Raw genomic sequence first — 13,168 nt, forward strand, 5'->3', positions numbered from 1 at the left:
CCACACCTCCAGGACGGAGGCGCGCTTCGTGGGCTTCCTGTCCGTGGCTTGCGCGCGACGGGCGGGGACGTTGCCCACCTTCATCACGCACACGCGTCCTTCATAGAGGGCCGCGCCGGTCGCGCCGGTCAGCCGCAAGGACGCCTTCAACAGAGCCTCCAGGCCCGCGCGCGTTCCTCCGCGCAGCGCCTGCTCGGCCACCGCCGTCAGCGTCGTTTCCATCCTGGCATCGAGGTCGTCCTCGATGCGCCGCCCCATCCAAGCCCCAGCCCGCACGCGCCAAGGAATGGCCATGCCTCCATGGAGGCGCAACGGCTCCAACGTGGAGCACTTCCTTTCCACGTCAGGCAGCAATCCTTTACCCAGGGTGATCGGGTGGAGCGGACATTTTTACCGCCCTACGGGCAGGGTAGACGCGCCAACCCCTTGCTCTTGCTGGGAAAAGGTTTTGGCCAGCCGCTTGCTATCACCTGCCCACGTCAGGTTGGGCGGGAAGGGGCGGATGGGTACTCTCGATTACTACGCGACGATGGCTCGGATGGCGCCTGGGGCGCTCGCGAAGAGCGCGGTCCGCCGGGTCCAGGGCGTCGCACGCAAGGCGCTCTACAACCGCCGCGAGCAGGTGGACGAGGCGCAGCTGCTGGAGTCCTTCGGCGCCACCCGCGCCGAGGACCTGGTGTCGCTGGCCCTGGATCACCGCACCGCGCGGGCCTGGTGCGAGCTGTCGCAGCGCGAGTCCGCTCGCGCCGCCATCGAGAAGCTTCCGGGCGCGAAGGCGCGCACGCTGGAGCGCGCCGCGCGGGCGCTCCGTCAGGAGTGGGACGTCTTCGGCACGCCCGTCTCCTTCGGTGAAGGCAGGCCGGTGGACTGGTCCCTGGAGCCGGTGAGCGGCCGGCACTATCCGGTGGACCCCGTGGAGCGCATGCCGCTGCACGTGACGGGCATGGATCCGAAGTACCCGTGGGTGATGGGCCGGCTGGACAGCGCGGTGACCCTGGCCCAGGGCGCGTGGGTGGCGGAGACGGAAGCGGAGCGCTCGCGCTTCGCCACGGCCTTCGTCTCGCAGACGCTGGACTTCCTGCAGGCGAACCCCGTGGGCATGGGCGTCCACTGGACGTGCTCCATGGAGATTGCCCTGCGCGCGGCGAACGTCGCGCAGGCGCTGGCGATGTTCGCGGACCGGCCGGAGGTGCGCCGGCCGGAGTTCCTGGTGCCCGTGCTGGGCGCGCTCGCGGAGCACTGCGCGTGGGTGGAGGCCCACCTGGAGGACACCAGCGCGGTGCCCAACAACCACCTGGTCTCCAACTACGTGGGGCTCGTGGTGGTGGGCTCGCTCTTCCCGGAGCTGCCCGGGGCGCCGCGGCAGGTGGCGCTCGCGGCCAGCGGCCTGCGCGCGCAGATGGAGGCGCAGGTCCACCCCGAGGGCACGTCCTTCGAGGGCTCCATTCCCTACCACCGCCTGTCGGTGGAGCTTTTCACCCTGGCCTTCCTCGTCGCTCGCGGCGCGGGCGTGTCGCTGGGCCCTGCCTATGAAGCGCGTCTGCGATTGATGTTCGTCGCGGCCCGCGCCTGGTCCTCGGAGTCTGGCCTTGCGCCGCAGATTGGCGACAACGACAGCGGCCGCGTGTTCCCGTTCCAGGAGCGCGCGGACGGCGACCATGGCTACCTCGCGGGGCTGGGCGCGGCGCTGTTCAACGACGCGGGGCTGGGCGGCGGCGTGTTCCCGGACGAGGCCGCGTGGCTCCTGGGCGACGCGGGCCTGGTGCGCTTCAACGCGCTGCCCGCGGCTGCCTCGCCCACGTCTGTAAGCTTTGCGGAAGGTGGCTTCCACATCTTGCGCGGCGAAGGGGCCGTGCTCACCGTCTCGGCCGGAAAACAGGGGCAGCGGGGCGTCGGAGGACACAGCCACAACGACAAGCTTTCCTTCGAGCTTCACCTCGACGGCCGTCCCGTCATCGTCGACCCCGGCACGGGTTCGTACACGCGGGATCCGGCGCTGCGCAACGCGATGCGGAGCACCGCGGCGCACAACACGCTTCAGGTGGATGGGGCCGAGCAGGCCCCGATGGACAAGGCGCGGCTCTTCGCGCTGCCGGAGGATGCCCGGGCTCGCGTGGTGGCCTTCCAGCCCGGCGCGAAGCATGACCGGCTGGTGGTGCGCCACGACGGCTACCGCCACCTGCCGGCCCCGGTAGGGATTGAGAGGACCTTCTTCCTCGACCGGCACGTGCGTGCGCTGGCCGTGGGGGACCGGCTCGTCGGAACGGGCCGTCATGAGGTGGTCGGACGTTTGCATCTGCCTGATGGGCAGGCGCGGTGGTGCAAGCCTGCGGCGGAGGTATTGGCGCGGGCGGGGCGCGTGCAGGAGGGGCCGGAGGCCTTCGATGCGCGGGCCCTCGAGCTTGGACCGGCGGAGGCGCCCGTGGGTTGGGTGCTCTTCGGGCGGGGGTTGGAGACCTCGCTCGTGCCGTCTCGCTACTCGCCCGGGTACGGGCGCGTGGTGCCGGCGGTGTCGGTGGAGTTCCGGAGGCAGCTGACGCCTCCGGCATGGTTGGGGTGGGTGTTCGTCTTCAGGTGATTGGTGTGGGTCGGGACGTGTGAGCCGGCGAGGCCTCACGTCAACTGCTGGGGAGTAACGACAATGCGCGTGATGGTTGGCAACCCGTTGCTGGGTCGGATTCAGAATCGGGAAGCGAAGGTGGGCGTGGTGGGTCTCGGGTACGTCGGTCTTCCGCTGGGCATGGCCTTCGCGGAAGCGGGCTTCCCGGTCACGGGGCTGGACGTCGACCAGCGCAAGATTGACAAGATCGCCAAGGGTGAGAGCTACATCAAGCACATCGCCAGCGCGCCGCTGGCGGAGCTCACCAACGCCGGCAAGCTCAAGGCGACCAACGACTTCGCGAAGTCCCGCGAGCTCGACTGCGTCATCATCTGCGTGCCCACGCCGCTGACCGCGTCGCGTGAGCCGGACATGAGCTTCATCATCCAGACGGGCGAGGCCCTGGCGCCGTACGTGCGCCCCGGCCAGCTCTTCATCCTGGAGTCCACCACCTACCCGGGCACCACGGAGGAGGTGCTGAAGCCGCTGCTGGAGAAGAACGGCCTCAAGGCGGGCGTGGACTTCTTCCTGGCCTTCAGCCCGGAGCGCGAGGACCCGGGCAACAAGGGCTTCAACACCAAGACGATTCCGAAGGTCGTCGGCGGCTTCTCGCCCGCGTGCCTCGAGGTCGCCACGGCCCTCTACGGCAGCGCCCTGAAGGAAGTGGTGCCGGTGTCCTCCACGCGCGTGGCGGAGCTCGCCAAGCTGCTGGAGAACATCTACCGCTGCGTGAACATCGCCATGGTCAACGAGATGAAGATGCTCTGCGACCGCATGAACGTGGACGTCTGGGAGGTCATCCAGGCCGCCAGCACCAAGCCCTTCGGCTTCCAGCCCTTCTACCCGGGCCCCGGCCTGGGCGGGCACTGCATCCCCATCGACCCGTTCTACCTGACGTGGAAGGCGCGCGAGTTCGAGTTCCACACCAAGTTCATCGAGCTGGCCGGTGAGGTGAACTGGCAGATGCCCTACTACGTGGTGCAGCGCACGATGGAGGCGCTCAATCAGAACAAGAAGGTGCTCAACGGCGCGAAGGTCCTCTGCATCGGCGCGGCCTACAAGAAGGACATCGACGACTTCCGCGAGTCCCCGTCGCTGCGCGTGATGACGCTCCTCAAGGAGAAGGGCGCGGACATCAGCTACCACGACCCGTACGTGAAGGAACTGCACAAGGGCCACGGCTTCAACATGGAGATGAAGTCCGTCCCGCTCGACCCGGAGACCCTGAGCCAGTACGACGCGGTGATGATCCTCACGGACCACTCGCACATCGACTACAACGACCTGGTCCAGCGCTCGAACATCGTCGTCGACACGCGCAACGCGACCAAGGCCGTCACGCAGGGCCGCGAGAAGATCGTCAAGGCCTGAGGCCCGTCGCAGACAGGGCATGCGGGCAGGAGGGTCCTCGCTTCACGCCAGCCGCGTGAGGGGAGGGCCCTCGCCTGTTTTTCGCTACAGTGCGCGGCCGTGCCTGGTGAATCCCGTCCCCTGTTCCCGCTGTTCGTGGCCGCGGCCCTCCTGATGGGCGCATCTCCCGCGTCCGACCCTCGCGCCCAGCTCCTGGACGCGATGAACGCGGAGCTTCAACGCAACCAGCAGCAGCTCAAGGTGACCGGCCATGAAGCGCCGTACTTCCTGAGCTACGGCGTGAAGGACTACGCGTCGCGGCTGATCATCGCGCGCTACGGGGCGCTGTTCCAGGACGACGACTACCGCGAGCGCAAGCTGGGCGTGGACGTGCGCGTGGGCAGCTACGACTACGACAGCTCCGTGGCGGACTCGCTCGACTTCGGCTTCAGCACCAGCAAGGGCTCCAGCTTCACGTCGCGCAAGGACGGGCCGCTGGACGACTCGCCGCTCGCGCTGCGCACGGCGCTGTGGCTCGTCACGGACGAGAAGTACAAGGCCGCCCTCTTCCAGTACCTGAAGAAGAAGGGCGAGGACGTCTACGCGGTGGAGGACCCCAAGCGCCCCGCGTCCTTCTCCAGGGAGACGCCCGCCACCTACGTGCAGCCGCCGGTGGCGTTCCCGTTCGACCGGGAGAAGTGGCGCCGGGTGGCGCGCGAGGTGTCCGCGCGCTTCAACGCGCACCCGGAGCTGTTCGACTCGGAGGTGCGCGTCACGGCGGACAAGGCCACGCGGCTGTTCGTGTCCTCGGAGGGCACGCGGCTCATCACGGAGGAGACGCTGTATGCGTTCCACGTCTCCGCGGTGACGCGCGCGCCGGACGGGCAGCTCCTGGACAACTCGCGCAGCTTCTACCTGCCCACGGAAGCGGGCATGCCCGACGAGGCGAAGGTGCACGCGGCGGCCCAGAAGGTCATCGACGAGCTGCTCGCGCTCAGGCAGGCGCCGGCCATCACCCCGTACGCGGGCCCGGCCATCCTGGCGCCGGAGGCCGCGGGCGTGCTCTTCCACGAGACGCTGGGCCACCGGCTGGAGGCGGACCGGCAGGACGGCGACACCGACGGCAAGACGTTCAAGGGACAGGAGGGGAAGCACATCCTCCCGGCCTTCCTGTCGCTGCGGGATGATCCGTCCCGGCGCGAGGTGAACGGCGAGCCGCTCAACGGCTACTACCTCTACGACGAGGAGGGCGTGAAGGGGCAGCCGGTGAGCCTGGTGGAGAAGGGCGTGCTCAAGGGCTACCTGATGAGCCGCCACCCGGTGGAGGGCTTCCCGAAGTCCAACGGCCACGGGCGCGGGCAGGGCACGCTCCAGCCGGTGGCGCGCATGGCCAACCTCCTGGTGGACAGCACGAAGCAGGTGAGCGACGCGGAGCTGAAGAAGCGGCTCATCGCGGAGGCGAAGCGGCAGGGCAAGCCCTATGGGCTCATCATCCGTGACATCACCGGCGGCAACACCAACACGTCCAGCTACGGCTACCAGGCCTTCAAGGGCGTGCCGCGCATGGTGTACCGCGTGGACGTGAAGACGGGCGAGGAGACGCTGGTGCGCGGCGTGGAGATCGTCGGCACGCCGCTGTCGTCAGTGAACCGCATCCTCGCCACGGGCCAGCGCCTGGGCGTGTTCAACGGCTTCTGCGGCGCGGAGAGCGGCAACGTGCCCGTGTCCACCGTGGCGCCCGCGGTGCTGCTCCAGGAGCTGGAGCTGCAGCGCACCATGGAAGGCAAGGACCGGCCGCCCTTGCTGCCCAGCCCGGCCGCCTCGTCGAAGCAGGCGGCCGGCGCGGACGCGAAGCGCTAGCCGACCTTCTTCAGCACCACGTAGCCGGCGGCGGGGATGTTCACCGGGGTGTTCCCGCCGTTCAGCGTGGCGCCGTAGTTGCCGAAGTTGCCGCCGCCGTAGACGCTGGCGTCGCTGTTCAGCACTTCCTTCCACTGGCCCGGGGGCAGGGGCAGCGAGTAGCCCTCCAGGTTCTTCTTGTTGAGGCTGCCCACCACGAGGAACTCCTCGTTGCCGGACTTGCGCGTGAAGGCCATCACGCTGTCGTCGTTGTGGGTGTAGACGCGCTTGACCTCCGCCGCCGCGCTGAAGGCGTTGCTGCTGTTCCTGAGGCCGATGGCGTCCTTGTAGAAGTTGAAGGACTGCCGGCGGGTGACGTCCAGCATCGCGTCCTTGCGCTCGGAGGCGGGCAGGGCGGCCACCTCCGCGAACAGCTTCTTGTCGTCCGCGGAGAAGGCCTTGTACGCGCTGTCCTTCGCGCGCGCGTCCGGGGACAGCTCGAAGAGGCGCTCGTAGGTGGCCTTGGTGGCGTCGTTGAAGGTCACCTTGCCGAAGTCCACGCCCTTGCCCACGTCCTGCCAGCTCCAGTCGCTGTCCCAGGTGGACGGGTTGCCCCAGCGGAAGTCGTTTTGGGCGCCGAACTCGTCACCCTGGAAGAACATGGGGATGCCCGGGCCCGCCATGCCGATGCCGGCCGTGAAGCGGGCGGCGCCGCGCGCCCACTGGTCCGGGAAGTCGGTGGCCTTCTCGCCCTCCGCGGTGTTCATGGTGCGCTCCGCGTTCCCCACCTCGTCGTGGTTGGAGATGACGGACAGCGCGTGCTTCCAGCCGTCCAGGCCGCGCGGGTTCGTCATCAGGTCCACGAATGCGTCCACGTCCGTCTTCATCCCGCGCGAGGCGGCCTGCACCAGGCCCGGCTTGCTGTTGTCGCGCACCAGCCGGTGCTGGAACTCCGTGTACCACTGCGCGTCGAAGCCGCCGCCCGTGCCGTCCGACTTCGCCGGGCGCGAGATGTCCGGGTCGTAGTCGAACTGCTCCGCCACGGTCCACGCGTTCGGGTTGATGAAGTGCACCTGGCGGTTGATCTCCCGGAGCATGTCCCAGCCCGCCTTGCCGCCCACGCCCTTGATGGGCTCCGTGAAGTCGAAGCGCAGGCCGTCGAACCGCAGCTCCGCCACCTGCTGCACGGCGTGGTCCACGAAGAGCTGCTTCACCTGCGGCGTGTCGTACGCGGGCACGGCGCCCCACGGCGTGTCGCGCTGCTCGAACTTGCCGGGCTCCTTGGCCCAGTTGAAGTAGGGGTTGCTGGGGCCGCCCACGTTCCACAGGCCGTTGTAGTCGCCGAAGACGTGGTTGTAGACGACGTCCGACACCACGTTGAGGCCCTTGCCGTGGGCCGCGTCGATGAAGCGCTTGAGGGCCTCGTCGCCCTCCACCCACTGGCCCGTCTCGTCCTCGAAGCCGAAGGAGCTCTCCGCGGCCAGGCTGTTGACGCCCAGGTAGCCCCAGTTGCGCGGGCCCTCCACCTCGTTGGTGGGCAGCAGCTCCAGCGTGGTGACGCCCAGCTCCTTGAAGTAATCCAGCTTCTTGATGAGGTCCTCCATGGTGGAGCGGTTGGAGTTGCCCGCCTGTCCCAGGAAGCTGCCCACGTGCAGCTGGTACACCGTCCACTTCGACGGGTCCTTCTCACGCGGCACGTCGTCGTTCTTGAACTGGAACTTCGTGGGGTCCGTGAGGATGGAGCCGCGGAAGGACACGCCGCTGCCCTGGGTGATGAGGTCGCTCCAGGGGTCGTTCTCCGACGACGCCAGGCGCTCCGTGTCGGAGAGCTTGCCGTCGTTGTTCACGTCGTCGCGCAGGTGGAGCTTCCCCTGCGCGTCCTTGTCGAACACCTGGAACTCGTAGCGCAGGCCCGCCAGCTTGTCCGGGTCGTTGACGAGCGTGGTCCACGCGCCGCCCTGGTTCGTCATCTTGATGCGGCCGTCGTCGGTGACGTTGCGCGACCAGAAGTCGTTGAACTTCCCGCCGCGCATCTTGTCGATGAGGGTGTCGTCGAACTTGCCCAGCCGCTCCTGGAGCTGCGCCTTGGTGAGCGGGTGGCCGTCGCCGTCCTTGAGGACCAGGTACGCGCTGTCCGCGTCCCCGGCGTCGTCCACGTCGAAGCGCATCAGGCCGGTGGCGCCGGTGAAGTAGCGGTCCACCTCCTTGCCGCGCGTGGGGTCCAGGTAGAGCCGGTCGATGCCGCGCTGCTCGCCCATCATCCGGCGCGCGTACGGGTCCGGCCGGTCGCTGGTGGCGCCCGTGGAGTCCACCACTTCGTAGACGTAGGCCTTGCCCTCCAGCTGGTCCCACGCGCCCCGGGCCTGCGCGGTCCAGTTGCCGCCCTCGTCGCGCGTCATGGGGATGCGCTGCTCGCGGCCCTGCTTGTCCGTCACCTTCACCTGCACGGCGCGCGCGTCCGGCGCCCAGAACTTGAAGGACACGTCCTGGCCGGAGCGCTGCGCGCCCATGGAGTGGTACGTCGTGGGCGCGTAGGACGCGGTGGGCTTGGACAGGTCCAGCTTGAGGTTGCCCTCGCCCATCACCGCCCACTGGTCCTTGCCGGACGGGCCGTCCACGCTGACGCCCCACTCCCAGTTGTGCGCCAGGCCGTCGTCCGCCACCTTCACCGTGGCCTCGTACCTGCCGTTGCCCAGCGGCTTCATGGGGATGCCGCCGGAGGACCACTGCGCGTCGAAGCGGCCGTCCGCGTCCCAGCTGCCCTTGAGCTTCGGGTTGGTGAGCTGCGCGTGCGGGCCCGCGTCGTAGGTGAAGGTGATGGTGCGCGTCGTCGGGTTCGCCACCGTCGCGTTCGACTTCACCGCGGACGTGGGCGCGGCGCCCAGCAGCGCGCTCGCGTTGGCGGAGCGGGCCAGGTTGCCGGTGCCGGCCACGGGCGTCCGGGCGACCGCCGCCGGAGCGGACTCGAAGCCGGACTGGTTGCGCTTCACGGCGGCGGCCTTCGCGGCGGCGGCCTTCTGCTGCGCCGCGAGCTTCGCGGAATCAACGGCGGAGGAGCCCGTGGCGGGGGACGGGGTGGGTTTCGGGCGGTTGATTTTTGAATCAGTCACGGGGGAGACCTCCGGCGGCCCACGCATAGCGGGCTTGCTCAACTTGTCGGGCTTGGGGCCTCCGGAGTTGTGTCCGGTGGCGTGGAAGTGGGCGAATGTGGGGCAGGGGGTGCTGGAAGCGGTGGATTCCGAGGAATTCCGCGCCCTTCGGGGCGAGGATGGGCCGGGGGTGGGGCCAGCCGGCCCCCCTTGAAGCCGCGCAGGAACACGTAGCGGCGGAAGTCGCGCAGGAAGGCGTCCACGGGCAGGCCGATGGACTCCTGGAAGCCGCCGGTGAAGTCCTGGCCCCGGCGCATGGCGGCGAGGACGCCCCGGACGCGCGCCTCGCCGTAGCGCTCCATGAGGAAGGTGAAGGCGTGGTGGGCGGCGCCGTACACGGTGGCGTTCTCGGTCTCGTAGAGGGACTCGGCGCGCGCGAGCGGATCCGCCTGGGGGTACTGGTGGAGGAAGCGGGACAGGTCCTCCAGGCTGGGGACGCGGTAGCCCTGGCCGGCGGTGTACGAGGCCATGCCCTCGCTGAACCACAGGGGGATGCCCTTCTTCGTCCAGTCCGACACGCTGGCGGACGCCTGCCACATGAGGCTGTGGGTGAGCTCGTGCAGCAGCAGCTCGTCCACCTGCTTCTGCGTGGCGCCGGCGCGCGTCCACGTGCGGGGGCTCTGGACCTCCACCTGCTCGTAGCGGGCCCAGGCGCGCAGGAAGTCGTAGCCGGGCCGGTGGGCGGCGCGTTCCAGGGCGGCGTGGTTGGGGTGGATGATGAGGGTGACGGGCTCCTGGAACGTGCCCCAGCGGGCCAGGCGGGGCCCGGCGTGCTCCACCGCGCGGCGGACCATGTCCGCGGCCTGGGCGTCCTTCCGGGTGTGCGCGAAGCGGAACTCACCGCCGGGCAGCGCCAGCGTGGCGGCGGGGTCGACGGGCTTCTGAGGCGCGGTGGCGCAGGCGGAAAGGAGGACCGTCGTCGCGAGCAGGGCGAGCAGGGCGGGCCGCAGGCTCCATCGTCCGGTACTGCCCACCCGCATCCCACGTCCCTTCAGTCGGCGCCGAGCCAGCGCACCACGGCGCGGCCCACGTCCGCGACGGTGGAGAACGACGCTACCTCCGGGGCGGAGGGGCCGAAGTAGAGCATGGGCACGGCGTGCACGGTGTGTCCTCGAACCGACAGGTCCTCCACGTTGCCGTGGTCACTGCACACCAGCACGCGCGCGTCGTGGGGCCGCGTGGCGGCGACGGCGCGCAGGAAGGCGTCGAAGGTGTCGAGCGCCAGGCGGGCGGCCGTGAAGTCCTGCGCGTGGCCGGCCTCGTCGGCGAGGTAGTGCTCGAAGAAGGTGAAGTCCGCCTGGCCCGCGATGCGCCAGAGGAGGGCCGCGGCTTCGCCCGGCGTGCGGTGGGGCACGTCCAGTCCGTGCGCGCGCGCGCTGGCCCCGGTGATGTCGTGGGTGAGGCCGTCGTCCGCCCGCGCGTCGTCCAGCGTGCGCAGGCGCTCCTGGCCCGCGGCGAAGGCGAGCTTCGCGGCGGAGGGGCGCACCTTGCGCGCGGCGCGCTCGGAGAGGGTGAACTCCGGCGGGGACGTGGACGGGCGCCGGGGGACGCCGAGCGCGTCCAGGTACGGCGCGGGGTACGCGTTGGCGAAGGTGGCCGTGCGGCCCGCGGCCTTGAGGCGCCGCACGATGGAGCGCTCCGCGAGGAGGTCTCTCAGGGCGGTGTTGGGGTAGCCCAGCACGTGGCCGCCCACGAGGACGGGGGCGGGGTCCCCAGTGAGGATGGCCGTCTGGTTGGAGGCGGACTGGGGCCGGCCGGGCACGCCGAAGGTGGGGTCCACCGGAAGGCCCACGCCGCCGTGGGGCAGGACGGGGGCGGGCGCGTCCTGGAACCAGGCCAGGAGGTGGTCCCGGTCCGCGAGCGGGTTCACGGCCGGGTCCTTCCGTCCGATGCCCACCCCATCGATGAACAGGACCGCGACGCGCACGGCCCGGGACTGTATCCTCGAATCCGACACGCATGGCCATCCACGGCGACCTCTTCAGCTACCCGCTCCCCGAGTTCCTTCAATGGCTGGACAGCTCCCGCAAGACGGGGACGTTGCAGCTGTCGTGGGAAGCGGGCGAGCGCAAGTTGTTCCTCCTGTCCGGCCAGGTGGGCGCCACCGCGAGCGAAGGGCTGCGCGGCCGGGTGGCCCGCCTGCTGTCGCTGCCGAAGCTGGCCACGGGCACGCGCGTGCTGGCGGCCTTCGACGAGCTGGCGCGCACGCCGGACGTGGACGCGGCCTTCGACGCGCACGGCGTGCAGGCGCGGTGGGTGCGCGACCTGGGCCGCGAGGAGCTGTTCGCGGCGATGACGGACCTGACCATCGCGGGGCAGGGCACGTTCCACTGGACGGAGGACGCGGACCGCACCGGTGAGGACTGGGTGCCGTCCGACATGAGCATCCGCGAGCTGCTCTTCGAATCCCTGCGCTGGGTGGACGAGCAGGGGGACGTGGACAAGGCGCTGCCCATCGACGCGCTGAGCGTGAAGGCGCTCTCTCCGCCCAGCCCCAGCCAGCCCCTGATGCACCGGATCATCCTCGCGCTGACGACGACGCCGCAGAACCTGGGGCGGCTGCGGCGTCCATGGGCGTGTCGCGCTCGTCGGTGACGCGCCGGGTGCATGAGCTGTTGCGCGCGAAGCTGGTGGAGGTGGACGGCGCGCCGCAGGTGGAAGCGGATCCGGTGGCGGAGATGCTGGAGAAGGGCGCGGTGCTGATGCGCGAGGGCCAGTACGACGCGGCCGGCATCGTGTGCGCGTCGCTGCTGGCCAGCGACCCCGCGGACCGGCGCGTGCGCGAGTTCGCGCGCCTGGTGCAGCGCGAGCACGTGGCCGCGCTCTACGCGGACCTGCCGCCGCTGGTGGTGCCGCGGCTCATCCAGTCCCCGCAGACGATGGTGATGCTCAAGCCGGAGGAGCGGCAGATCGCCGGGCTCATCAGCGGGACGTGGGACGTGTCCACGCTGGTGCTGGCCAGCCCCGCGCGCGAGCTGGAGACGCTCAAGACGCTGGCGAAGCTGCACCGCATGGGGCTGCTGGAGCTCGCTTATCCGCGCTGAGCCGGGGCCGGTGGGCACGGCTTGAAGCCGCGCCCCGGTCGTCCCGTCACCCGACGGTCGGAAGTCCCACGGCGTTGAGCCGCACGAAGACCTGCATCAGGACGTAGAGCGCGAAGGCCGCGTCGTCCACGCGCAGCTGCGGCAGCGTGGACAGGCCCTGCAGCCGCAGCAGGTCCGAGCCGTCCACGTGGAGCAGGAAGGCCTGCTGGGCCAGGGAGCCCTCGCCCGCGAACGCCATGGCGCGCCGGACGGCGTCGGTGCAGGCGGTGACGCAGGTGGTGTAGTCCCCCGCGATGAAGGCGGCCTCCGCGGCCCGGGCGTGGTCGAAGAGGTCCCCGGGCGCCAGCGCGCTCGTGGGCCCCAGCACCTTGCTGCCCGTGTTCGCGGAGACGACGGGCGCGGCGGCGGGCTGGAGCCGCAGGTCCGCCACCACCGGGTAATGGTCGGACACGCCCACGCGCAGCACGCGCGTGGCCACCGGGGTGAACGCGCCACACGCCATCACGTAGTCGATGCGCAAGGACGGCAGGAACAGCGGCAGCGGGTAGGTGCCCGTCCCGTCGGAGCGGGTGCGCGCGCCACGTCCTGGAGCTGGCGGCGCAACAGGCGCACCGGACGCGAGTCCGGGTCGTCGTTCAGGTCGCCCATCAGGAGCCGGGGCCGGGAGTCCTTCGCCAGCAGCTGGGAGATGAAGACGCTCTGGCGCACGCGCGCCGCGCCGTTGAAGGGCCGGCGGATGAGGTGCGTGGCGTAGACGCTCACCTCGCGGCCGTCCACGTCCAGCACGGCGTGCGCCAGCGTGCGCGGCTCCGCGCCCTTCGGCGTGGGCAGCGGGTACTGCGCCAGCGACGCCAGCGGGTAGCGCGACAGGAGCGCGATGCCGTACGCGCCACCGTACAGCCGCGTGGTGCCGAAGTGCGCGCGGTACTTCAGGCCGGTGAGCGCCGACAGCCGCTCCACCTGGTCCTCGCCGTGCGCGCGCGTGGAGCCCACGTCCACCTCCTGCAGCGCGACGACGTCCGGGCCCTCCTGGCGGATGACGTCCGCCACCCCCTCCAGGCCCCCGAGGCCGGACTGGATGTTGAAGGTCATCACCCGCAGGGCGCCCGCGTCACGCGCGGGCCTGGGCGCGCGGCGACGGGCGTGGTGCCCGAGGACAGGGTCGGGACGCACGCGGGACCGAGCAC

General features: G+C 70.4%; 7 protein-coding genes and 3 pseudogenes. 4 read left to right on the forward strand and 6 right to left on the reverse strand.

The window, feature by feature from the left end:
- A pseudogene (locus tag ACLEQD_RS23230) lies at positions 1 to 222 on the reverse strand (histidine kinase); the annotation flags it as partial.
- Between the two features lie 280 nt (positions 223 to 502).
- Between ACLEQD_RS23230 and ACLEQD_RS23235 the strand changes: the two are divergent.
- From ACLEQD_RS23235 to ACLEQD_RS23245, 3 genes are all read left to right on the forward strand, one after another.
- A complete protein-coding gene (locus tag ACLEQD_RS23235) occupies positions 503 to 2,578 on the forward strand; it encodes an alginate lyase family protein (protein WP_410386827.1) in 2,076 nt (691 codons plus the stop codon).
- A 72-nt stretch (positions 2,579 to 2,650) separates the two neighbouring features.
- The gene (locus ACLEQD_RS23240) at positions 2,651 to 3,970 is read left to right on the forward strand and encodes a nucleotide sugar dehydrogenase (protein WP_410386837.1); all 1,320 of its coding nucleotides are present in this window, start codon (positions 2,651 to 2,653) and stop codon (positions 3,968 to 3,970) included.
- A gap of 153 nt (positions 3,971 to 4,123) precedes the next feature.
- On the forward strand, positions 4,124 to 5,809 hold the full coding sequence (locus ACLEQD_RS23245; protein ID WP_410386839.1) for a TldD/PmbA family protein: 1,686 nt from the start codon (positions 4,124 to 4,126) through the stop codon (positions 5,807 to 5,809).
- Here ACLEQD_RS23245 and ACLEQD_RS23250 read toward each other — a convergent pair.
- From ACLEQD_RS23250 to ACLEQD_RS23260, 3 genes are read right to left on the reverse strand one after another with little or no spacing between them, the layout of a single operon-like run.
- A complete protein-coding gene (locus tag ACLEQD_RS23250) occupies positions 5,806 to 8,898 on the reverse strand; it encodes an alpha amylase C-terminal domain-containing protein (protein ID WP_410386829.1) in 3,093 nt (1,030 codons plus the stop codon). The genes ACLEQD_RS23245 and ACLEQD_RS23250 overlap by 4 nt on opposite strands.
- 38 nt (positions 8,899 to 8,936) lie before the next feature.
- Positions 8,937 to 9,917 (reverse strand): hypothetical protein, encoded by a 981-nt coding sequence (locus ACLEQD_RS23255; protein WP_410386831.1) that lies wholly within the window; start codon positions 9,915 to 9,917, stop codon positions 8,937 to 8,939.
- Between the two features lie 11 nt (positions 9,918 to 9,928).
- On the reverse strand, positions 9,929 to 10,864 hold the full coding sequence (locus ACLEQD_RS23260) for a metalloenzyme (RefSeq protein ID WP_410386833.1): 936 nt from the start codon (positions 10,862 to 10,864) through the stop codon (positions 9,929 to 9,931).
- A gap of 32 nt (positions 10,865 to 10,896) precedes the next feature.
- Here ACLEQD_RS23260 and ACLEQD_RS23265 point away from each other — a divergent pair.
- Positions 10,897 to 11,981, forward strand: a pseudogene (locus tag ACLEQD_RS23265) (DUF4388 domain-containing protein).
- A 46-nt stretch (positions 11,982 to 12,027) separates the two neighbouring features.
- Here the strand turns inward: ACLEQD_RS23265 and ACLEQD_RS23270 are convergent.
- Positions 12,028 to 12,357 (reverse strand): annotated as a pseudogene (locus ACLEQD_RS23270) (GTP-binding protein); the annotation flags it as partial.
- Positions 12,358 to 12,482: 125 nt separating this feature from the next.
- Positions 12,483 to 13,168 (reverse strand): endonuclease/exonuclease/phosphatase family protein (locus ACLEQD_RS23275; protein ID WP_410386835.1); only part of this gene is annotated, 686 nt, incomplete at its 5' end.

Source organism: Corallococcus sp. 4LFB, assembly GCF_046520365.1.
Taxonomy (GTDB): Bacteria; Myxococcota; Myxococcia; order Myxococcales; family Myxococcaceae; genus Corallococcus; species Corallococcus caeni.

Coding starts and splice junctions, on each gene's coding strand:
- ACLEQD_RS23245 (WP_410386839.1), top strand. CDS start 4,124: ATGGGCGCATCTCCCGCGTCCGACCCTCGCGCCCAGCTCCTGGACGCG.
- ACLEQD_RS23235 (WP_410386827.1), top strand. CDS start 503: ATGGGTACTCTCGATTACTACGCGACGATGGCTCGGATGGCGCCTGGG.
- ACLEQD_RS23255 (WP_410386831.1), bottom strand. CDS start 9,917: ATGCGGGTGGGCAGTACCGGACGATGGAGCCTGCGGCCCGCCCTGCTC.
- ACLEQD_RS23240 (WP_410386837.1), top strand. CDS start 2,651: ATGGTTGGCAACCCGTTGCTGGGTCGGATTCAGAATCGGGAAGCGAAG.